This is a genomic window from Aeromonas sp. 130281, from assembly GCF_056642115.1.
Genome location: NZ_JBWVQS010000012.1, coordinates 21,895 through 42,457 on the forward strand (window position 1 = coordinate 21,895; position 20,563 = coordinate 42,457).

Here is a 20,563-nt window from a genome sequence, read left to right on the forward strand (position 1 = left end):
TACGATATAAGCGTTTTTTGAAAAACTAGGTTAATCACCCCATGGATGGAACACTATGAATAAAATATTAATTACCACCACTTTATTTTTAATCAACTCTTCATTTGCAGCTGATGACGCCACAATACCTCGTTTAGTAAGAGACTACAGTGAGACTGTCGCTTGCCAAGTAGATGGCGAAGGGGAGCTTGGTGAGTTAAAACAATATAGTGCGGTAAGATTATCAGAAGGTTACTCTGTAGAAGATGATGTAGGCTCGAAATGGTTAGTTTATTGGGCTGGTGATATAGGATGTAATGGTGGGAATGGAACTCGGCTACCACAACTAACCGTGGTTGCAATTAATGGCTTTAGGAACACACCTGTTGTTGACACTAGTTATAAATTACCTGATATCAATCTCGTGCAGGTAACAGAAATGAAAAATGACCAAGGCATGGTAACCATTTCCGGTCTTGCTTATGGTGATAATGATACCCAACACCATCCACGAGAAAAAGTTACATATAAGTTTAAATTTGATGAGCAAAACAATAAGTTTATTCCACAGTAAATATTAAAATTAGTTTTTATACAGATAGAAAAACTGGGACACCCATCTAACCCCTGCTTTGACAACTAACTCTCCCTCCACTTTCCTTAAACCGAAAGACCCGAGGAGAAAGCCGCCATGACCATCGCCCGTTCACGCCAGATCAGCCTCGCCGATACGCCCTATCGCGAAACACTGGGACACCAAGAAAAAGTTGGGGCACCCACCCAATCCCAGCTTTGACAACTCACTCTCCCTCCACTTTCCTTAAACCGAGAGAGCCGAGGAGGTTTCCATGACCATCGCCCGTTCACGCCAGATCAGCCTCGCCGATACGCCCTACTACCACGTGGTGAGCCGCTGTGTCCGGCGTGCCTTTCTCTGCGGCCAGGATGATCACTCAGGCCAAAGCTACGAGAAAGACGGAAAAGCTGGGACACCCACCTAATCTCTGCTTTGACACCTCACTCTCCCTCCACTTTCCTTAAACCGAGAGACCCGAGGAGAGAGCCGCCATGACCATCGCCCGTTCACGCCAGATCAGCCTCGCCGATACGCCCTACTACCACGTGGTGAGCCGCTGTGTCCGGCGGGCCTTTCTCTGTGGCCAGGATGATCACTCCGGCCAAAGCTACGAGCACAGACGCCAATGGGTTGCCGACAAACTGGGCCAGCTGTCGCAGGTCTTTGCCATAGGCATCTGCGCCTATGCCGTGATGAGCAATCACTATCACCTGGTACTCAAGGTGCAGGCCAACATGGCCCATGAATGGAGTGAACATGAGGTGGCTGAACGCTGGTCACGCCTGTTTCAGTGGCCCTTGCTGGTGCGACGCTGGTATCAGGGGGAGGAACTGATAGCACCCGAGCTGAACGTCGTGCACCAGCTGATCGCCCAGTGGCGGGAGCGTCTCCATTCCATCAGCTGGCTGGTGCGTTTGCTGAACGAGTCGCTGGCCCGCCAGGCCAATCAGGAAGATGGCTGCAAGGGCCACTTCTGGGAGGGGCGCTTCAAAAGCCAGGCCCTGCTCACCGAGTCGGCACTGCTGGCCTGCATGACCTATGTCGACCTCAATCCCATTCGAGCTGGCATCGCAACCACTCCGGAGGAGAGCGACTTCACCAGCGTCCAGCAACGTATCGAGCACACCGCTGATCTAGCCACAAAGCTCCCCTTGCTGCTGCCCTTTGCAAGAGAAGGTCAGCCAGAGGCACTCCCCTGCTATTTTGCCGATTATCTGGCGCTGGTGGATTGGACAGGACGAGCCATTCGCCTCGATAAGCATGGCCATATCCCGCATCATCTCGCACCTGTACTCCAGCGCCTGGGCATAGAAGAGGGGCAATGGTTGGGGCAAGTCACCCTGTTTCGGCGTCACGGTATCCGGGCAATTGGTGACAAGCTTTGCTGCCAGCGCTATGCGGTCCATTGTGGCCAGACGCGATGTTATCAACCCAGCCCTTGATATCTTAAAAACTCGCGACTTCACTACCAATCCATCGATGACAGCGGCCCTCATAGGCGTTGCACGGGCACTGATTGCCCACTGGCAGCCACTGACGCTCGTTCAAGCTCACAGCTAGCACTACCACCACCGTTTAATACCTTCGAATCAGTCTGCACATGAGCGGGGCTTTCAAGTTATCAGCCATTTCCCCTTAGATGGATGTCCCAGTTCATCCGTTCAGCCAGGTGGGCGTTCAGCCAGGTGGGTGTCCCAATTCAGGGAGGAGAAGATACCGATCTGCCTGTGTCTTTCGGTGGGGTTCTGTCTTGGAGGTGATGGATTGGATGGCAAGGGAATATTGCTTTCTGCGTCTTCATTCAGCCCCGGTTAATATCTTCAGGTCAGGGGTCTATATAATGGCGAAATATCTGCCATTGGATTGGCCGGAATAGCTGCCAGGCCAATTGATAGATCAACATATTTGCTGCATTTCAATATGCATCACTGCAAAGGGTATTTTCATGAAACGTCACCTTATCCTTCTTTGCGCCATTATGGTACTGAGCGCTTGCTCTTCCACTCCCAGCAGTGAATATACGAAAGCGGGTGCCTCTGAAGCCCAGAGAACAGATGCCTTATCCGAGTGCCAATATCAGGTCAAACTCAACAAGATCGAAGACGAAGAGCAGGCCGAGCTGATCAACCTGTGCATGCAAGGCAAAGGCTTCCGTCTGACCCCGGTGGAATAACCCACCATGAACGCCTGAAGCAATATCTGCCCACAATCAAAAGCCCCGCATGATGACCATGCCTGGGCTTTCTATCCTGCGGCGACAATGGAAAAGCTGCTATCAATCAAGCTGCAGCCGAGATCCCGACTCTCACCTCGCCGTTGCCTCCCCGGCAAGGCCATGACTCCTCACAGCACGACGCCGAGCTGCCGTTGCAACTGCCGTTGCCCCTTGGGGGTCAGGGTCAGCTCACGGCTATCCGGCTCACGCACCAGCCACCCCTTGTCCAGCATATGGCCGAGCAGGCGGGCACCCAGCTGGCCGCCAAGATGCATGCGCCGCTCGCTCCAGTCGAGACAGTGGCAGGCGAAGGGGCGCTTGCCGGTCGCCACGCAGTCGATGCCAAGCTGAGCCAGATGCTGCTCTCCCTGCAGGGTCAGTCCATAGCCTTCCACCTCCAGCCAGCCTTGGCTCATCAGGCCGTCATGGAGCCTCACCCCCAGCTCCCCCGCCAGATGGTCATAACAGCTACGGGCAAAGCGCAGCCGCTCCGGGGTCTTGCTCCTGAGCGCCCCAGTGCCCATGTCCACCAGCCCCATCAGCTGCTCCACCACCAGCGCCACGTCATGGCTCGCGATGCGGTAGTAGCGATGCTTGCCCTGCCTGACACAGGCCGTCAGCCCCTGCTGCTGGAGCCGGGCCAGGTGACTGCTGGCGGTTGACGCCGACACCTCGGCCACCAGACTCAGCTCGGTGGCCGTCCAGGCGCGCCCATCCATCAGGGCGCACAGCATGCGGGCGCGGCTGCCATCGGCGATGGCGGCCGCCACCTGCGCCAGACCTTGTTCCAGGGTCTCCTGCTTGCTCATCTCACTACTCTCTGCTTGCCCCTGTCACTGCCACTCTGCCGTGACCCTGCGGGCCTTGTCGATGTCGTCGGTGACCAGGATCAGCTGGTTGGCATGGTCGCTGTACAGGGTAATGATGTTGACCGAGGCCTTCCCCAGGGCGCTGCAGATGGCCCCCAGCTGCCCCGGCACCTCCTGTTTGAGGCGACGCACCAGCACCTCGCGCACCGCCACCACCTCCAGCCCCCCTTGTTCGGCGGCCCGGGCCGCAGCGGCGCCATCCTCCACCAGAAAGTGGGCATGGCCTGCGCCCCCCAGGGTGAACATGCCGCCCCCTTCCAGACTGACACCGGCCCGCCCCATCAAGCTCCCGAACAGTCCCAGTGTGCCCGGGTTATCGGGCAGCATCACGTGAATATCGTACATCCCAGACTCTCCTTGGTGACAAGAGACTCCAGAGTAATGGCACTGCCCGGGCAATGCTTCGATGGCGGGCGAAGTATCAGGCCTCAGCTGCCCATGCTGACCACGGCAAAACGGCGCCCGAAGGCGCCGCTTTTTCTACATCGGATCGCAAGGAATGCCGATCAGCCGGTATAGACAGGCAGCAGCCCCGCCATGTTGAGCAGATGGAAGGCGGCGGTCAGCACCCCGAACAGGATCACCAGCCCTATCATCAGGATACCGCCGGGAGCGCGGAAGCCCGCGCTGCCATCAGGCGCCGCCTTGCGCACCTTCCAGGCCAGCAGCGGCGGTATGATGCAGGTCCACAGGGTGGCCACGGCGCCCGCATAGCCGATGGCCACCAGGAAGCCGAACGGGAACAGCAGGGAGAGCACCAGGGGCGGCAGGAAGGTAACGCCCCAGGACTTGGCGCGACCGGCGCGGCTGTTGTCGAACTTGAACAGATCCGCCAGATAGTCGAACACCCCCAGGCCCACCCCGATGAATGAGGAGAGAATGGCCGCCATGGAGAAGGCGTTGAGGGCATTGGCCACCGCCCTGGATTCGATCACCGAACCGAGCGCCTTGAGCAGGGCATCCACGTTGCCCCCTTGTTCGATCACCGGGCCGAACTCGCTGCGGGGCAGGTTGCCGAACACGCTCACCAGCCAGATGAGGTAGAAGGTCAGCGCGATGACGGTGCCCCCCATGATGGCGCGGCTGGCGCGGCGCTCCTCGCCGTAGTAGGCCCGCATGGACGACACCGAGTGGTGATAGCCGAAGGAGGTGAGCGCCACCGGCAGCATCACCAGGGCATAGGGGGCGTAGTGGGTCTCGCTGCCGACCCGGTCGAGCAGCAGATCGAGGCGAACGTTCATCGACAGGCCAGAGATGCCGAAGGCAAAGCTCAGCCCCATCAGGATCACCAGCAGCACTGAGATGCGGTCCACCGCCCGGGTGGAGTGCCACACCAGCAGGGAGAAGAGCAGGGTAAAGAGGATGGAGCCCAGCTGGCTGCCCATCCCCGTCATGCCGTCTATGATGAGACCGGCCGAGGTGATGTAGGCGTAGAGCAGGATGCCGCCGACGAAATAGACGCTCAGATTGTTGAGGGCGTTGACCTTCTCCCCCAGCAGATCCCGGGTCACGGTATCGAAGGAGACGCGCAGGGGATAACCCCGATAGGATTCCAGCAGCATCCAGCCGGAAACCGTCATCACCACCATGGTCAGCGCCACCGCGAGCATGGACCAGAGGCTCCAGGCACCCGCGCCCGCACTCGGCAGTCCCAACATACCGGCTCCCACACAGACGCCGGCAATGATGCATGCCCCGCCCACCAACGATGGTTTCTGTTCCATTACTCCCCCAAACGGATTGTTGACTGGTCACGGCGCGCCGCCGTGCTTCTCCTGCGTTCGCCAGTGCTGGCGCCGGGGGACTTTACCCTGCATGCCTTCGGGTATCAAATCCGGAGGGAAAATGGGGGGAAACAGGGGGGATATCCGGCCGCTGCCATCTGTTCGGGGCGGTTCAGACGCCAGATACCACACGGGGCGCCCGCAGGCGCCCCATGTCGGCTTGCCGGAAGGTTGAGGTCATCCGGTATAGATGGGCAGCATGCCCGCCATGGCCATCAGGTGGAAGACGGCCGTCAGCACCCCGAAGACGATGACAGCCAGTATCATGGGCTGACCACCGGGGGCCTTGAAGCCGCCCCCCTGTGGCGCCAGCTCCCGGGACTTCTTCGCCAGCAGGGCGGGGATGATGCAGGCCCAGACGGTCGCCGCCGCCCCGGCATAGCCGATGGCCACCACGAAGCCGAACGGGAACAGCAAGGAGAGCAGCAGGGGCGGCAGGAAGGTGACGCCCCAGGACTTGGCGCGGCCCTGGCGGCTGTTGTCGAACTTGAACAGATCCGCCAGATAGTCGAACACCCCCAGGCCCACCCCGATGAAGGAGGAGAGGATGGCCGCCATGGAGAAGAGGTTGATGGCGTTGGATACCCGCTTCGACTCGATCACCGAGGCCAGCGCGCCGAGCAGCACATCGACGTCGCCCCCCTTGGCGATGATGGGGCCGAAGGCATTGCGAGGCAGGTTGCCGAAGATGCTGAGCAGCCACAGCAGGTAGAGCGCCAGGGCGATCAGGGTGCCCCCCAGGATCGCCTGCTTGGCCTTCTGCTCCTCGCCATAATAGGCCCGCATCGACGCCACCGAGTGGTGGTAGCCGAAGGAGGTGAGCGCCACCGGCAGCATGGCCAGGGCATAGGGGGCCTGACCCAGCTCCTCGGTGAGGGAGTGGAACAGCATGGTCGCGTCTATGTTGGCGGCAAGGCCCGACACCCCGAACACGAAGCTCAGCACCATAAAGGCGATCAGCACCACAGAGATGCGATCCACCGCCCGGGTCGAATGCCAGACGAAGCAGGAGAAGACCAGCACGAACAGCACGGAGGCCAGCTGGCTGTTGATGCCGAGCAGGCCGCTCAGGATCAGACCCGAGGAGGTGATATAGGCATAGAGCAGGATGCCGCCCACGAAATAGACGGTCAGGTTGTTGAAGACATTGATCTTGTGACCGAGCAGATCCTTGGTCACCGAATTGAAGGAGGCGGTCAATTCATAGGGTTTGAAGGCTTCCAGCAACATCCAGCCGGAGACCGTCATGACGATCATGGTGAGAATAATGGCGAGCGAGGACCAGCTGGTCCAGGCGCCCGCCCCCGCACTCGGCAACCCCAGCATGCCGGCGCCGACACAGACGCTGGCAATGATGCAGGCCCCTCCCGTCACGGATGGTTTCGATGTCATGTGTTGTCACTCCCGAAATTTCACAGAGCTGTGAAAAAATGGGGCACCTGATTAAGTGCCCCTGACTCGTTATGCTTCTATTAATTTTTCACTCTTCTTGCTGACCACCTGGCCCTGAGGCTCGACCTCCTTCAACCTGGCGGTGAAGTGGCGCAGCACCGCCGGCTCATAGATGAAGTCCAGACCCTTCACGTTCCTGGCATTCTTCTTCACCTCGCCGAAGGCCTCGATGACAAAGTCCATGTGGGTCTGGGTATAGGTGGCGCGCGGTATGGTCAGGCGCAGCAGCTCCGCCGGGCAGGGGTGCTGCTTGCCGGTAGCGGGATCCCGCCCCAGCAGCAATGAGCCAATCTCCACCGCGCGGATGCCCGCCACCTTGTAGAGCTCGCACGCCAGGGCGTGGGCCGGGAACTGATCCGCCGGGATGTGGGGCAGCAGCTTGCCTGCATCCACGAAGGCCGCATGGCCCCCCGCCTGCTGGCACACCACGCCGATGGCCTCGAGACCGTCCACCAGGTACTGCACCTGGCCGATGCGATAGGCCAGCCAGTCCTGGCGCATGCCGTCCCGCAGCCCCACCGCGAGCCGCTCCATGGCGCCCCCCTCCAGACCGCCATAGGTCGGGAAGCCCTCCTGCACCACGCACAGGGTGCGGCACTCGGTGTAGACGTCCAGCATGCTGTCGTCCTTGAAGCAGAGCAGGCCCCCCATCTGCACCATGGCATCCTTCTTCGCCGACATGGCGAGGCCGTCCGCGTACTTGTAGGACTCCTTGGTGATCTCCTCGATGGACCAGTTCGCGTAGCCGGGCTCCCGTTGCTGAATGAAGTAGGCGTTCTCGGCGAAGCGGGCGGAGTCCATGATGACGGGGATGTCGTACTTTTTGGCGATCTCGTAGACCGCCTTCAGGTTGGCGATGGAGACCGGCTGCCCCCCGGCGGAGTTGCAGGTGATGGTGCTGACGATGTAGGGCACGTTGGCGGGGCCCGCCTCCAGGATGGCCTCCTCCAGCTTCACCAGATCGAAGTTGCCCTTGAAGTCGGCGGTGACAGAGGTATCGAACGCCTCCCTGGTGTAGACGTTCTTCGCCACGCAGCAGTTGATCTGGGTGTGGCCCTGGGTGGTGTCGAAGAAGTAGTTGGAGAGCGCCACCATCTTCTTGCGATCCAGCCCCTTCTCCTGCTCCCGCTTCTTGATGAGCACAGGGATGTAGATCTGCTCGGCGCCGCGCCCCTGGTGGGTGGGGATGGTCAGGGAGTAGCCGAAGATCTCCTGCACCGCCTGCTGCAGCGCATAGTAGCTGCGGCTGCCGCTGTAGGCCTCGTCACCGCGCAGCATGGCGGCCTGCATGTCTTGGGTGATGGCGCCGGTGCCGCTGTCGGTCAGCAGATCGATGAAGACATCTTCGCTGTCCAGCAGGAAGGGGTTCATGCCGGCGCGGACGATGGCCTCCTCCCGGTAGGCGCGGGTGGTGCGCTTGACCGGCTCGATGACACGAATACGGAAGGGTTCGGGCAGATGCTTGAAGTTTTCCATAATATAAACACCCCAGATTTAAATATTCAGAATGTGTCTCTTCCCCCGCCGAAAATAGAATATCCGGCAGGTGGGAAATATTGAGAATGGGTGCACGACATCGCCTCGCCGGAATAAACAGGTGAAGACGGGTGCAGCTATTTCAGTTCAGGAATGGAGGCGAGCTAGTGGCATGGCAGACATGCCGCGCCGCCGCGGGGAATTACAGCGGGAAGAAGAACGCGATTTTATGGTCCAGGGTAAACCACTTGGGATAGCTGACCTTGATATTCATGTTGTTGCTCATCTGGTTGGAATTAACAACGCCAATTAACAGGGTCCATTATGGTGGGCCCTTGCATATGATCAATTCCAACATGAGCAAAGTGGGATGGCGCTAACAATTTGCCGGGGGAAATTTATACAGGTCGTCGTCGCAACGGGGTGGACACTGTCCCACCCCGACGCACACGGCGACTCAATGGCTCAACCAGGGCAGCCGTTGCAGCAACTCGTAGCGATCGGCCAGCGGTGTCTGGCTGACCCAGACCTCCAGCAGGCCGTAAGAGAGCAGCGGCAACACCAGCAGCAACAGACAGAGCAGCCCCAGCAACTGGCGGGGGGCAATTCGGCGCCCCTGCGTGCCCAGGTGCAATGCATCGGCCCGCTTGGGGCAGGCGGCGATGCAGCTCATACAACTGGTGCACTCCAGGCTCTGCACCGCGATGAGCTGGTGCACCTGGATGCGGGACGGGCAGGCCCGGCTGCACTTGTCGCAGTCGTGGCCCGCACTTCGCAGGCAACGGGCCGAGTCACGGCGAATGCGCAGTGGGGTCAGCAGGCCGAGCAGGGCCAGCCAGGCGCCATAGGGGCAGAGGTAGCGGCAGAACCCCTGCCGGAAGGTGGCGGTGAGCAGCAGCACCCAGCCAAGGCAGAGGCCGGAGATCAGGGTCAGGTTGAAGAAGAAGGCCCCCATCTTCATGTCCGCCGCCTGATGGTAGGGGCTGGTGAAGTAGCCGGGCAGGGCGGCGGCGGGCACCGCCAGCAAGATGATGAAGAGCAAGAAGCCGAGCACCAGAAACTTCTGGCCGCGCAACACGACATCGAGCCAGCGGGGCGGCGTCCACTCCCCCACTATCCATCGGCTGCGCAGGCCGTGCAGCCACTCACCCACCAGCCCGAGGGGGCAGAACCAGGCACAGAACGCCCGCCCCAGCAGCAGGGCAGACAGGGAGAGCACCAGCACGGTGACGGTGGCCGCCGGATGGTGCGGATCCACCAGCCCCTGCCCGAGCCAGGCCCGCAGCCCGAGGCCGCCTGCGATGGGCAGGAAGCCGTCCACCACATCAGGACGCACCAGCCAGGGGCTTATCTCCTGCCCCAGCTGCCAGATGTGCAGGCCGTATTGCACCGTCACCAGCCCCCAGCAGAGCAACAGCAGCTGGCGTGTGCGTCCCCGCAGCCACTGGCCGTCGAGCGCCTCGAGGGCGGGCAGCGGCCGCCGCTGGTGCCAGAGGGCAAGCGCGGCGACCACCAGCCCCATGCCGAGCCAGAGCAGGCTGTCTGCCACCACCAGCCAGATCAGACCCAGCAGGCCGAGGGCGAGGCGCCACTGCCAACCGGTGCGCGCCTGCCACGCCAGCAGCACCAGATAGGCCAGGCCGGCGGCCATGGTCACGGCTTCGATCAGGCTCATGTATCTCCCTCATAGCACTCATGCGGATAAGGGGGCAGGATAACGAACATCTGAGTTGATTATTTTGATCTGCATGGGCAGAGGGGGACATTTGCGCCCAATGCCCCTCCCCATGGTTGAACCTTATGCCCTGCGGCTGTTGAACAACGGCTGGTCGGATTCTGCCTGCTCGGCCCAGAAATGGATGTTGAAGCGGGCATCCTCCGACAGCTCGACCCTGTGCCAGTACTGGGGTGGGCTGGTGGCAAACTCCCCGGCCCGGATCACCAGGCTCACCTCAGGCTCCTCGGCCTGTTCGTTGGCAAAGCCGTGATAGGTGACGGTCCCCTCCATCACACAGAGCTGGCCGAACACCCCGGCCGCGGTGTTGTGGTGGCTGAGCAGGGCTGCGGGCACGTTGGCGCGAGTAAAGAAGGGGGTGGAGCGGCGCACTACCCAGTGAGACGGTATCGGTTGCATGGCCATATCGGTTCTCCTCGAGTGGCCGGGTCGACCCGGCCGGTGCAATGAAAGGGGTTAACGGGGCAGCTGACGCAGCAGCGGGAAGGCGGCGCTCATCTGATCCCCACCCACCACGAAACCGCACAGCTCGCCATCCTCGCCGTGCGCCTCGGCCACCATGCCGTGGCTGTTCCAGCGGCACTGCCAGGCGAGATCCTCGCCCTTGGTACGGCCCGCCAGTTGCAGCGGGTAGCGCGGCGTCTTCACCTTCACCAGCATGGGCGGCAGGGTCAGCGGGGTCGGCGTGCCGAGCAGGGTGCGCGCCAGCGCAGTGGCCCCCAGCACGATTGGTTGCAGGAAGGGGAGCAGCTGACCCCGCCACTGCACGCAATCCCCCAGCGCGAAGATATGAGGGTCGCTGGTCTGCAGCCGATCGTCGACCAGGATGCCGCGCTCCACTGCCAGCCCGGCCCCACGGGCCAGGGCCAGATTCGGCCGCAGGCCGATCGCGGCGATCACCAGATCCTGCTCGCTGGTGCGGCCGTCGGTCAGGGTGACGCGCCAGCCGTCGCCGGGCTGGGCGTCTATCCTGGCGATACCCAGCCCGAATTGCAGGCTGATCCCCTGACTGCGCAGGGCCTGTTGCAGCGGCTGGGTCAGGGTGGCGGGCAGCAGGGCGCTGAGCGGGCTATCGGCCAGATCCAGCAGGGTGACCTCGCGGCCATCGCTCGCCATGTCCATCGCCAGCTCGCAGCCGATGAGGCCGGCCCCCAGCACCAGGATGCGGCGGGCCTGCTGGATTGCCCCCTCGGCGGCGGCGTACTCCTGCTGGCTGTTGAGGGTGACCAGATGCTCGCTGCCTGGCAGCTCGGGGCGCGCCGCGCTGGCACCGGTGGCCAGCACAAGCTGACCGTAGGGGAATTCCCCCTGGGCGGTCAGCACCAGCCGCCGACCAGGATCGATCCCAAGCACGGGGCAATGGGGCAGCAGTGCAATGCGCTGCTGCTCGGCAAAGTCGCTGCCGCTCTGGCGGGTCATGGCCGCGGCAGGGCAGCCCCTACTCACCACATGGCTCAAGTCCGGCTTGTTGTACTCGTCACCGCTGTCGGCCGTGATGAGGCGGATGAGCTGATCGGCGTCCAGCTTGCGCAGGCTCTTGACCAGCTGCTGGGCGGCAAAGCCGCTGCCGATCACCACTATTTCCCGGCTGATGCCGGCCTCATTCAGGGTTGCTGCGTTCATACACAGGCCTCCACGGCGCAGGGTTCGAATACCTCCTTGCCGATGCCGCAGCCGGGGCAGAGGAAGCTGTCAGGTACCTGGGCCCAAGGAGTGCCCGGCGCCACCCCCTGATCCGGCTCCCCCTGGGCCGGGTCATAGACCCACTGGCAGACGACACAGAGCATGGCCTGATCGTCGTCCCATTCGGCGGCAGCCGCTGTGGCTTGCGGGGCCTTGGCTGGCACGAATGCTGGCGTCACGGCTGTCTGGGTTGTGGTGATCGGGCGGGGCGCGTCCAGCGGATGCAGCGCCCACTGACGGGCGAGCCGGCGGCCATGTTCGCGGCATTCGGCCAGCGCCGAGCCATCCGGCCGCCACTTGGCCTTGAGGGAGAGGCTGATGTCGAAGCCCGCATCCATCAACCGGGTCTGGATCCGGTCCACCGCACCGCCGGTCCAGCCGTAGCTGCCGAAGGCCGAGGCGCGCTTGTTGCGAAAACGCAGGCCGGTGATCTCTTCGAGCATGCCCGCCACCTTGGGCATCATGACGTTGTTCATGGTGGAGGAGCCCACCAGTATCCCCTTGGAGCGGAACACCTGGGTCAGGATCTCGTTCTTGTCATGGCGGGCCACGTTGTAGATCTTCACCGCCACGCCCGGGTCCACCTCGTGGATACCCTGGGCGATGGCATCGGCCATCATGCGGGTGTTGTTGGACATGGAGTCGTAGAAGAGGGTGATGCGGTCTTCCTGATAGTGGTCGGCCCACTCCAGGTATTTCAGGATGATCTGGGTGGGGTCCTCACGCCAGACGATGCCGTGAGAGGTGGCCACCATGCTCACCGGCAGGTTGAAGCCGAGCACTTCCTTGATCTTGGCGGTCACCAGCGGGCTGAAGGGGGTGAGGATGTTGGCGTAGTAGCGCTGGCACTGCTCCATCAGCTCGGTCTGATCCACCTCGTCGTTGAACAGGTGCTCGTCGCAGTAGTGCTGGCCGAAGGCGTCGTTGGAGAAGAGCACGGCATCCTCGGTCATATAGGTCATCATGCTGTCGGGCCAGTGCAGCATGGGGGTCTCGATGAAGACCAGCTGCTTGCCGTTGCCTATGTCCAGGCTGTCACCGGTCTTGACCGGGTGGAAGTTCCACTCCGGGTGATGATGGTGGCCGGTGATGGAGTCGATGGCGTTGTGGGTGCAGTAGATGGGGGTGCCGGGGATACGGGCCATCAGCTCGGTCAGGGCGCCGGCGTGATCCTCCTCGGCGTGGTTGATCACCACATAGTCGATGGCGGCGAGATCGATCTCGGCCGCCAGGTTCTGCACGAACTCGCGGCTGAACTTGTGATCGACGGTATCGATCAGCACGTTCTTCCCTTCGCGAATGAGGTAGCTGTTGTAGCTGGTGCCCTTGTGGGTCTTGTACTCGGTGCCGTGGAAGTCCCGTACCTCCCAGTCCCGTTGGCCGACCCAGTGGATGTTGTTCTTGACGTGAATGCTCATCAGGCAGTTCCTCGAATGCAATAGTGGATGTTCGACTGAACTCGCTATTGCAGCAGGCATACCAACTTATAACTCATTGTTTTTATTGGATACAAACCCCAGTCATTGTCATTAAGACAATCACGACATATAGTCAAAATCACAAACATACTGTCATTTGGACAATCATCGTGATCTCGACCGACAGCCTGGCGCGCATCGCCCTCGACCTGCAACTCGGCATCTCCCATCAGGACAGATTCCACCGCCTGATCCAGAGCGTGCGCAGCCTGCTGCACTCGGACGCCTCGGCCCTGCTGCGCTTCGAGGGGGGCCAGTTCATCCCGCTCGCCATCGACGGCCTGATGCAGGACGTGCTGGGCCGCCGCTTCGCCTTGCGGGATCACCCGCGCATGGAGGCCATAGCCCGGGCCGGCGACGTGGTGCGCTTCCCCGCCGACAGCGCCCTGCCCGACCCCTATGACGGCCTGATCCCGGATCACGACGACTTCAAGGTGCACGCCTGCGTCGGCCTGCCGCTCTTCTCGGATCAGACCCTGATCGGCGCCCTGACCATAGACGGCATGAACCCGACCCAGTTCGACGGCATCAGCGACGAGGAGCTGCGGCTGGTGGGAGCCCTGGCCGCCGCCGCCCTCAGCAACGCCCTGCTGCTGGAGCGGCTCGCCCGCCAGAGCAGCGAGCCGCTCGCCTCAGTCCCCCATGCCGAGGGCCAGCCGGAGATGATAGGCCGCTCCCCCGCCATGGCCCGCCTGCGCCACGAGATAGAAGTGGTCGCCAGCTCGGAGCTGAACGTGCTGATCCTGGGGGAGACGGGGGTGGGCAAGGAGCTGATCGCCAAGGCGGTGCATCAGGGTTCACCCCGCGCCAGCGCCCCCCTGGTCTACCTCAACTGCGCCGCCCTGCCGGAATCGGTGGCCGAGAGCGAGCTGTTCGGCCACGTGAAGGGGGCCTTCACCGGCGCCATCCACAACCGGGCGGGCAAGTTCGAACTGGCGGACAAGGGCACATTGTTTCTCGACGAGATCGGCGAGCTGTCGCTGGCGCTGCAGGCCAAGCTGCTGCGGGTGCTGCAATACGGCGATCTGCAGCGCATCGGCGACGACACCCCGCTCAAGGTCAATGTGCGCATCCTGGCCGCCACCAACCGGGATCTGAAGCAGGCTGTGGTCGAGGGGCAGTTCCGGGCCGATCTCTACCACCGTTTGAGCGTCTTCCCGATCCAGGCCCCGGCGCTGCGGGAACGCCCCGGCGACATTCCCCTGCTGGCCGGTTATTTTTGCGAACGCTGCCGGGTCAGCCTGGGGCTGGAGCGGCTGCGCATCCTGCCCGGGGCGCTGGCACTGCTCGAGGGTCACGACTGGCCGGGCAACGTGCGGGAACTCGAGCACGCCATCCACAGAGCCGCCGTGCTGGCGCGGGCCGAGCAGGGCAGTCAGTCCCCGGCCCTGGACGCTCACCACTTCAATCTGGGGGCGGCGGTCTCGCCGCCGCCTGCCGCCAGCACGGCCACCCCTGCCCCGCCCATCGCCACCGGCCTCGGCCTGCGCGCCGCCACCGACGCCTTCCAGCTCCAGCTGATAGAGCAGACCCTGGCGGCCCATGACGGCAACTGGGCCGCCACCGCCAGGGCGCTTGAGCTGGACGGCGGCAACCTGCACCGGCTCGCCAGGCGGCTCGGCCTCAAGCCCTGAGGGGCGGCGCCGAGCCCCAAAAACAAAAACCCCCTCGCGAGGGAGGGGGTTTTTCGTGGTGCCCGAGGCCAGGCGGTCAGCGCAGGGATTTGACCGAGCGGCGAACGATCAGCTCCGGCTGGACCGTCATCGACTCGACTTCCAGCTCCTTGTTGCGGATCCGGCTCACCAGCTGCTGCACCGCCAGCAGGCCCAGCTCGGCCTTGGGGTGACGGATGGTGGTGAGCGGCGGGCTGGAGAAGCGCGCCATCTCGATGTCGTCATAGCCGATCATGGAGATGTCGTCCGGCACCTTGACCCCGGCTTCCCAGGCGGCGCAAATGGCGCCGATCGCCATGGGATCGTCGAAGGCGAAGACAGCGGTCGGCCGCGGCGTCAGGGCCAGGATCCGCTGCATGGCGTCGTAGCCGCTCTGGCTCTCGTAATCCCCTTCGAAGATCTGCTCGTCCTTCAGGGTCAGGCCATGCTCGCCCAGGGCGTCACGCACCCCGTCCAGCCGCTGCTGGGTGGTCGGCTTGTCGATCTGGCCCGTGATGCAGACGATCTCGGTGTGACCCTGCTCCAGCAGATGACGCACGGCCAGGCGCGCACCTATGCGGGCGTTGTCGTTGATCACGTTGGCAAAGTCGCACTCGGTTCCCCAGTCCAGTACCACCTGAGGCACGTTCTTGTGGATCCGCAGCATGTCCCGCAGCGGGGTGTCGATGTCGGTCCCCAGCACCAGCAAGCCGTCGACCCGCTTCTCCATCAGCATGCGCAGATAGTGCTGCTGACGGGGGGGCTGGTTCTCGGTGTTGCACAGGATCAGGCTGTAACCCTGTTCGAAGCAGTAGGCTTCCACCCCTTGCACCACTTCCGCGAAGAAGGGGTTGGCACTGGTGGTGACCAGCATGCCGATGGTCTTGGTCGAGTTGATCTTGAGGCTGCGCGCTACCGAATTGGGCGCGTAGTTGAGTTCTGCCACCGCCTCAAGCACTTTCTGGGTTGCATCTTCGCTGACCCGACGGGTGTGATTGAGTACATGTGAGACGGTGGAGATGGATACGCCTGCCCTGGAGGCGACATCCTTGATAGTGGCCATCTCTGTCTCCTGAATAACAAAGGCGGAACAGTAGCAGATTTCCCGAATAAAGGCTTGGTTTTAACGAGAGCTGCCAGCGAATTGTCAATCTTGGCTAATCTAGGCGGTCATTTCTTTTTGCGCAAACGGAATTTGGTCAAAATGAGAGCGGACGCAGAATGAAATATCGTCAGTTTTTTACTCTGAAAATTGTCACCGTGACAATTTGTTGTCAGTATGTTAATCGACATCCGCGATATTAAACTCCAAAATATAATTTTAAGCAGGGCATTTGTTTCATAAAAGCCCTACCCAACCCGTTCCGGTTAGTATCTTTAACATCTTGTTATTGCACGGTGAGGAATGATAGAACCTTATCTATTGCCGGGCTGGCGGGACACAGGCTCGGAATGACACACGGAAAATGAAACAATCCACTGATTAAGGGACGAATCAATGAATAACTTGAGCAAAATGGCAGTCAGGGCAGCGGTTTCTTTGGCTCTGTTTGGATCAGTCTCCATGGCCAATGCGGCCGATACCATCAAGATCGGCATCGCCGGCCCCCTGACCGGCCCGGTCGCCCAGTACGGTGACATGCAGTTCACCGGCGGCAAGATGGCGGTCGAGCAGATCAACAAGGCGGGCGGCATCAAGGGCAAGCAGATCGAAGCCGTCATCTATGACGACGCCTGCGATCCCAAGCAGGCCGTGGCCATCGCCAACAAGGTGATCAACGACGGCGTCAAGTTCGTGGTCGGCCACCTCTGCTCAGACAACACCCTGCCCGCCTCCGACATCTATGAAGATGAAGGGGTGCTGATGGTGACCCCGGCCTCCACCAACCCCAAGATCACCGAGCGTGGCTACCAGCTGACCATGCGTACCATAGGCCTGGACAGCGACCAGGGCCCGACCGCCGCCAAGTACATCATCGAGCAGGTCAAACCCCAGCGCGTGGCCGTCATCCACGACAAGAAGCAGTACGGTGAAGGCATCGCCTCCAGCGTCAAGGCTGCCCTGGACAAGGCGGGCGTCAAGGTAGTGGCCTTTGAAGGCATCACCGCCGGGGACAAGGACTTCTCCGCCCTGATCGCCAAGCTGCAGAAAGAGAACGTGGACTTCGTCTACTACGGCGGCTACCACCCGGAGCTGGGCCTGATCCTGCGCCAGGCTGGCGAGAAGGGCCTGAAGGCCAAGTTCATGGGTCCGGAAGGTGTGGGTAACAAGGACATCTCCGCCATCGGCGGCCCGGCCTCCGAAGGCCTGCTGGTCACCCTGCCGAACAAGTACGATCTGCTGCCTGCCAACGCCTCCATCGTAGAAGCGTTCAAGGCCAAGGGTCAGGACTCTTCCGGTCCCTTCGTCTGGACCACCTACGCGGCCATGCAGGCTCTGGCAGCCGGTATCGCCAAGGCGGGCGAGGATGATCCCGCTGCCGTGGCTGCCGCCATGAAGGCCGCACCGATCGACACCGTCATGGGCCCCCTGAGCTGGGCACCGAACGGTGACCTCAAAGGCTTCGAGTTCGGTGTCTTCCAGTGGCACGCCGACGGTACCTCCAGCCAAGTCAAATAATCTGCCGGTCGGGGGTGACAAGCGTCACCCCCTCCTTTCTTTGCGGGCAAGTACAGGGAACGCAGTATGTCCGAACACCTTCTTTATCTGGTTCAGCAGTTGCTGAACGGATTGACCATAGGCAGCACCTATGCGTTGATCGCCATCGGCTACACCATGGTCTACGGCATCATAGGCATGATCAACTTCGCCCACGGCGAGGTCTACATGATCGGCTCCTATGTCGCCTTCATGGTGATGGCGGGGCTCATGATGATGGGCATCGACAGCACAGTGCTGCTGCTGGGCGGCGCCTTTCTGATCAGTATCCTCATCACCGGCAGCTATGGCTGGACCATAGAGCGGGTCGCCTATCGCCCGCTGCGGGGCGGCAATCGCCTCATCCCCCTCATCTCCGCCATCGGCATGTCGATCTTCTTGCAGAACATGATGCGGATGGCACAGGGCTCGCGCGACATCGCCATGCCCACCCTGATCTCCGGGGGCTGGACCCTGGGCGGTGAGGACGGCTTCCAGGCCAGCCTCTCCTACATGCAGCTCATCATCTTCGTGGTGACCTTCATCACCATGCTGGCGCTGACCCAGTTCATCAACCGTTCCCGCATGGGCCGCGCCTGTCGCGCCTGTTCGGAAGACATCAAGATGGCCAACCTGCTGGGCATAGACACCCATGTGGTCATCTCCATCACCTTCGTGCTGGGGGCCGCCCTGGCCGCCATCGCAGGCGTGCTGCTCGGCATGTATTACGGCGTCATCAACCCCTACCTCGGCTTCATGGCCGGTCTCAAGGCGTTTACGGCAGCGGTATTGGGCGGCATCGGCAGCATTCCGGGTGCCGTGATCGGCGGCCTGCTGCTCGGCGTGGTCGAGGCGCTCACCGCCGGTTACCTCAGCACCGAATACAAGGATGTGATGGCCTTCGCCCTGCTCATCTTCGTGCTCCTCTTTATGCCCACCGGCATCCTGGGTCGTCCGGAGGTCGAGAAGGTATGAAAAAACAATTTATCCATGCCTGCATCGCCAGCCTGATGCTGCTGGTGCTCTCCTTCTGGCTGCTCGGCTTCAAGCTGGAGACCGATGGCTCCAGCCTGCTGGTGGTGAGCCGCCTCGATGTCTCCCTGGCCTGGCTGCTGGGGGGCGCCACCATCGTCTTCTGGTTCCAGATGCTGCGCGGCCAGATCAGTCGCCTGTTCCAGGCCTCCATCAGCGGCTTCTCCGTCGGCTTCACCAAGCTGGTGCTGCCGAGCCCGGAGGAGGCGCCCAAGCTCTATAACCTCACCGCCATCCTGGTGCTGCTGTTTGCGGTCAGCTGGCCCTTCATGGCCTCGCGCGGTGCCATCGATCTCGCCACCCTGGCGCTGATCTACATCATGCTGGGGCTGGGGCTGAACGTGGTGGTGGGCCTCGCCGGCCTGCTGGATCTCGGTTACGTCGGCTTCTACGCGGTCGGCGCCTACAGCTACGCCCTGCTCAACACCTACTTCGGCCTGAGCTTCTGGGAGTGCCTGCCCATCGCCGGCCTGATGGCGGCCACCTTCGGCTTCCTGCTCGGCTTCCCTGTGTTGCGGCTGAGGGGGGACTATCTGGCCATAGTCACCCTGGGCTTTGGCGAGATCATCCGCATCCTGCTCAACAACATGACCACCCTCACCGGCGGCCCGAACGGGATCTCCGGCATTCCCAAGCCGACCCTGGGCGGCCTGGAGTTCAACCGCACCGTCAAGGACGGAGGCTTTGGCACCTTCCACGACTTCTTCGGCATCGCCTACAACGCCAACCACAAGGTGATCTTCCTCTACCTGATGGCCCTGGTGCTGGTGGTGGCGACCCTGTTCGTCATCAACCGCCTGCTGCGGATGCCGCTGGGCCGTGCCTGGGAAGCGCTGCGGGAAGACGAGATCGCCTGCAAATCCCTGGGGCTCAACCCCACCATCATCAAGCTGACCGCCTTCACCATAGGCGCCTGCTTCGCGGGCTTCGCCGGCAGCTTCTTCGCCTCGCGCCAGGGCTTCATCAGCCCGGAGTCCTTCGTCTTCATCGAGTCGGCCATCGTCCTCGCCATCGTGGTGCTGGGCGGCATGGGCTCCCAGATCGGGGTGGTGCTGGCAGCCATCGTGATGACGGTGCTGCCGGAGCTGGCCCGTGAGTTCAACGAGTACCGCATGCTGATGTTCGGCCTCTTGATGGTGTTCATGATGATCTGGCGGCCGCAGGGACTGCTGCCCATGAGCCGACCCCATATGGAGCTGCGCAAATGAGCAAGCTGAACGATACCAACAACAAATTGCTCGACGTCTCCGATCTGTCGATGCGCTTCGGCGGCTTGCTGGCGGTCAACGGCGTCAAGCTGGACGTGGACAAGGGAGAGGTGATCTCCATCATAGGCCCCAACGGGGCGGGCAAGACCACCATCTTCAACTGCCTGACCGGTTTCTACCGCCCGACCGGCGGCACCATCCGCTACCGTGGCGAGGAGATCCAGGGGCTGCCCGGCCACCTCATCGCCCGCAAGGGGATAGTGCGCACCTTCCAGCACGTGCGGCTGTTCAAGGAGATGACGGCGGTGGAGAACCTGCTGGTGGCCCAGCACAGACACCTGAACACCGGCTTCATCGCCGGCCTGTTCAAGACCCCGGCCTTCCGCCGTGCCGAGAAAGAGGGGCTGGAGCAGTCCGCCTTCTGGCTGGAGAAGGTGGGCCTCAAGGATCTCGCCAACCGCCCCGCCGGCAACCTGGCCTATGGCCAGCAGCGTCGCCTCGAAATCGCCCGCTGCATGGCGACCCGGCCCGAGCTGCTGATGCTGGATGAGCCGGCCGCCGGCCTCAACCCGCACGAGACCGACGAGCTCAACGACCTCATCTCCAACCTGAGGGACGAGTTTGGGGTGTCGGTGCTGCTGATCGAGCACGACATGAAGCTGGTGATGGAGATCTCCAACCGCATCTTCGTGGTGAACCAGGGTACCCCGCTGGCCCACGGCAAGCCGGATGAGATCCGCAGCAATCCGGCCGTGATCAAGGCCTATCTGGGCGAGTCGTAAGGA

Annotated in this window: 19 protein-coding genes and 1 pseudogene; 9 read left to right on the forward strand and 11 right to left on the reverse strand. The window is 62.0% G+C overall.

The window, feature by feature from the left end:
• The first annotated feature begins 55 nt into the window (after positions 1-55).
• The 4 genes and pseudogenes from AC1IN8_RS19805 to AC1IN8_RS19820 all read left to right on the forward strand — a co-directional run bounded on the left by AC1IN8_RS19805 (position 56) and on the right by AC1IN8_RS19820 (position 2,729).
• A complete protein-coding gene (locus tag AC1IN8_RS19805; RefSeq protein WP_479760291.1) occupies positions 56-553 on the forward strand; it encodes a hypothetical protein in 498 nt (165 codons plus the stop codon).
• Positions 554-827: 274 nt separating this feature from the next.
• Positions 828-950: pseudogene (locus tag AC1IN8_RS19810) on the forward strand (alpha-amylase family glycosyl hydrolase); the annotation flags it as partial.
• Positions 951-1,047: 97 nt separating this feature from the next.
• Positions 1,048-1,998 carry a transposase gene (locus AC1IN8_RS19815; protein ID WP_479760293.1) on the forward strand — a complete coding sequence of 317 codons (951 nt, stop codon included), beginning with the start codon at positions 1,048-1,050 and terminating at the stop codon, positions 1,996-1,998.
• A 503-nt stretch (positions 1,999-2,501) separates the two neighbouring features.
• Positions 2,502-2,729 (forward strand): hypothetical protein, encoded by a 228-nt coding sequence (locus AC1IN8_RS19820; RefSeq protein ID WP_479760295.1) that lies wholly within the window; start codon positions 2,502-2,504, stop codon positions 2,727-2,729.
• Positions 2,730-2,899: 170 nt separating this feature from the next.
• Here the strand turns inward: AC1IN8_RS19820 and AC1IN8_RS19825 are convergent, their stop codons facing one another.
• The 10 genes from AC1IN8_RS19825 to norV form a co-directional block, all read right to left on the reverse strand.
• Complete coding sequence (locus AC1IN8_RS19825) at positions 2,900-3,580, reverse strand: ArsR/SmtB family transcription factor (RefSeq protein ID WP_479760296.1); 681 nt, start codon at positions 3,578-3,580, stop codon at positions 2,900-2,902.
• Positions 3,581-3,604: 24 nt separating this feature from the next.
• Positions 3,605-3,985 carry a hypothetical protein gene (locus AC1IN8_RS19830; RefSeq protein WP_429110259.1) on the reverse strand — a complete coding sequence of 127 codons (381 nt, stop codon included), beginning with the start codon at positions 3,983-3,985 and terminating at the stop codon, positions 3,605-3,607.
• Between the two features lie 161 nt (positions 3,986-4,146).
• On the reverse strand, positions 4,147-5,364 hold the full coding sequence (locus AC1IN8_RS19835) for an aromatic amino acid transporter (protein WP_139438601.1): 1,218 nt from the start codon (positions 5,362-5,364) through the stop codon (positions 4,147-4,149).
• 237 nt (positions 5,365-5,601) lie between these two features.
• Positions 5,602-6,816: an aromatic amino acid transporter gene (locus tag AC1IN8_RS19840; protein ID WP_479760298.1), complete on the reverse strand. Its 1,215-nt coding sequence runs from the start codon at positions 6,814-6,816 to the stop codon at positions 5,602-5,604.
• Between the two features lie 69 nt (positions 6,817-6,885).
• On the reverse strand, positions 6,886-8,352 hold the full coding sequence (gene tnaA, locus AC1IN8_RS19845; protein WP_479760300.1) for a tryptophanase: 1,467 nt from the start codon (positions 8,350-8,352) through the stop codon (positions 6,886-6,888).
• Positions 8,353-8,554: 202 nt separating this feature from the next.
• A complete protein-coding gene (gene tnaC, locus AC1IN8_RS19850) occupies positions 8,555-8,638 on the reverse strand; it encodes a tryptophanase leader peptide (protein ID WP_069652909.1) in 84 nt (27 codons plus the stop codon).
• Positions 8,639-8,809: 171 nt separating this feature from the next.
• Positions 8,810-10,027, reverse strand: a complete 1,218-nt coding sequence (locus tag AC1IN8_RS19855; protein WP_479760302.1) for a 4Fe-4S binding protein — start codon at positions 10,025-10,027, stop codon at positions 8,810-8,812.
• 123 nt (positions 10,028-10,150) lie between these two features.
• The gene (locus AC1IN8_RS19860; RefSeq protein WP_479760303.1) at positions 10,151-10,492 is read right to left on the reverse strand and encodes a TehB family protein; all 342 of its coding nucleotides are present in this window, start codon (positions 10,490-10,492) and stop codon (positions 10,151-10,153) included.
• A 51-nt stretch (positions 10,493-10,543) separates the two neighbouring features.
• On the reverse strand, positions 10,544-11,710 hold the full coding sequence (norW, locus tag AC1IN8_RS19865; RefSeq protein ID WP_479760305.1) for an NADH:flavorubredoxin reductase NorW: 1,167 nt from the start codon (positions 11,708-11,710) through the stop codon (positions 10,544-10,546).
• Positions 11,707-13,188 carry an anaerobic nitric oxide reductase flavorubredoxin gene (gene norV, locus AC1IN8_RS19870; protein ID WP_479760306.1) on the reverse strand — a complete coding sequence of 494 codons (1,482 nt, stop codon included), beginning with the start codon at positions 13,186-13,188 and terminating at the stop codon, positions 11,707-11,709. The genes norW and norV overlap by 4 nt, the downstream gene beginning before the upstream one ends.
• 170 nt (positions 13,189-13,358) lie before the next feature.
• Here norV and norR point away from each other — a divergent pair, with 170 nt between their 5' ends.
• The gene (gene norR, locus AC1IN8_RS19875; RefSeq protein ID WP_479760308.1) at positions 13,359-14,882 is read left to right on the forward strand and encodes a nitric oxide reductase transcriptional regulator NorR; all 1,524 of its coding nucleotides are present in this window, start codon (positions 13,359-13,361) and stop codon (positions 14,880-14,882) included.
• A gap of 76 nt (positions 14,883-14,958) precedes the next feature.
• Here the strand turns inward: norR and AC1IN8_RS19880 are convergent, their stop codons facing one another.
• Positions 14,959-15,963, reverse strand: coding sequence for a substrate-binding domain-containing protein (locus AC1IN8_RS19880; RefSeq protein WP_025328814.1), 1,005 nt, complete (start codon positions 15,961-15,963; stop codon positions 14,959-14,961).
• Between the two features lie 435 nt (positions 15,964-16,398).
• Between AC1IN8_RS19880 and AC1IN8_RS19885 the strand changes: the two genes are divergently transcribed.
• The 4 genes from AC1IN8_RS19885 to livG all read left to right on the forward strand — a co-directional run bounded on the left by AC1IN8_RS19885 (position 16,399) and on the right by livG (position 20,560).
• Positions 16,399-17,520 (forward strand): branched-chain amino acid ABC transporter substrate-binding protein, encoded by a 1,122-nt coding sequence (locus tag AC1IN8_RS19885; RefSeq protein ID WP_162519276.1) that lies wholly within the window; start codon positions 16,399-16,401, stop codon positions 17,518-17,520.
• A gap of 66 nt (positions 17,521-17,586) precedes the next feature.
• Complete coding sequence (livH, locus tag AC1IN8_RS19890; RefSeq protein WP_025328816.1) at positions 17,587-18,513, forward strand: high-affinity branched-chain amino acid ABC transporter permease LivH; 927 nt, start codon at positions 17,587-17,589, stop codon at positions 18,511-18,513.
• A complete protein-coding gene (locus tag AC1IN8_RS19895) occupies positions 18,510-19,778 on the forward strand; it encodes a high-affinity branched-chain amino acid ABC transporter permease LivM (protein ID WP_139438550.1) in 1,269 nt (422 codons plus the stop codon). Before livH ends, AC1IN8_RS19895 begins: the two co-directional genes overlap by 4 nt.
• Positions 19,775-20,560, forward strand: a complete 786-nt coding sequence (livG, locus tag AC1IN8_RS19900) for a high-affinity branched-chain amino acid ABC transporter ATP-binding protein LivG (RefSeq protein WP_139438547.1) — start codon at positions 19,775-19,777, stop codon at positions 20,558-20,560. The genes AC1IN8_RS19895 and livG overlap by 4 nt, the downstream gene beginning before the upstream one ends.
• Positions 20,561-20,563 lie beyond the last annotated feature (3 nt).

What these genes read in the sequence shown, in the direction of transcription:
- AC1IN8_RS19855 (WP_479760302.1), bottom strand. Translation starts at nt 10,027, where the DNA reads ATGAGCCTGATCGAAGCCGTGACCATGGCCGCCGGCCTGGCCTATCTG.
- livG (WP_139438547.1), top strand. Translation starts at nt 19,775, where the DNA reads ATGAGCAAGCTGAACGATACCAACAACAAATTGCTCGACGTCTCCGAT.
- AC1IN8_RS19835 (WP_139438601.1), bottom strand. Translation starts at nt 5,364, where the DNA reads ATGGAACAGAAACCATCGTTGGTGGGCGGGGCATGCATCATTGCCGGC.
- AC1IN8_RS19885 (WP_162519276.1), top strand. Translation starts at nt 16,399, where the DNA reads ATGAATAACTTGAGCAAAATGGCAGTCAGGGCAGCGGTTTCTTTGGCT.
- AC1IN8_RS19815 (WP_479760293.1), top strand. Translation starts at nt 1,048, where the DNA reads ATGACCATCGCCCGTTCACGCCAGATCAGCCTCGCCGATACGCCCTAC.
- livH (WP_025328816.1), top strand. Translation starts at nt 17,587, where the DNA reads ATGTCCGAACACCTTCTTTATCTGGTTCAGCAGTTGCTGAACGGATTG.
- tnaC (WP_069652909.1), bottom strand. Translation starts at nt 8,638, where the DNA reads ATGAGCAACAACATGAATATCAAGGTCAGCTATCCCAAGTGGTTTACC.
- AC1IN8_RS19825 (WP_479760296.1), bottom strand. Translation starts at nt 3,580, where the DNA reads ATGAGCAAGCAGGAGACCCTGGAACAAGGTCTGGCGCAGGTGGCGGCC.
- norV (WP_479760306.1), bottom strand. Translation starts at nt 13,188, where the DNA reads ATGAGCATTCACGTCAAGAACAACATCCACTGGGTCGGCCAACGGGAC.
- AC1IN8_RS19860 (WP_479760303.1), bottom strand. Translation starts at nt 10,492, where the DNA reads ATGGCCATGCAACCGATACCGTCTCACTGGGTAGTGCGCCGCTCCACC.
- AC1IN8_RS19880 (WP_025328814.1), bottom strand. Translation starts at nt 15,963, where the DNA reads ATGGCCACTATCAAGGATGTCGCCTCCAGGGCAGGCGTATCCATCTCC.
- norW (WP_479760305.1), bottom strand. Translation starts at nt 11,710, where the DNA reads ATGAACGCAGCAACCCTGAATGAGGCCGGCATCAGCCGGGAAATAGTG.
- tnaA (WP_479760300.1), bottom strand. Translation starts at nt 8,352, where the DNA reads ATGGAAAACTTCAAGCATCTGCCCGAACCCTTCCGTATTCGTGTCATC.
- AC1IN8_RS19830 (WP_429110259.1), bottom strand. Translation starts at nt 3,985, where the DNA reads ATGTACGATATTCACGTGATGCTGCCCGATAACCCGGGCACACTGGGA.
- AC1IN8_RS19820 (WP_479760295.1), top strand. Translation starts at nt 2,502, where the DNA reads ATGAAACGTCACCTTATCCTTCTTTGCGCCATTATGGTACTGAGCGCT.
- AC1IN8_RS19895 (WP_139438550.1), top strand. Translation starts at nt 18,510, where the DNA reads ATGAAAAAACAATTTATCCATGCCTGCATCGCCAGCCTGATGCTGCTG.
- AC1IN8_RS19840 (WP_479760298.1), bottom strand. Translation starts at nt 6,816, where the DNA reads ATGACATCGAAACCATCCGTGACGGGAGGGGCCTGCATCATTGCCAGC.
- AC1IN8_RS19805 (WP_479760291.1), top strand. Translation starts at nt 56, where the DNA reads ATGAATAAAATATTAATTACCACCACTTTATTTTTAATCAACTCTTCA.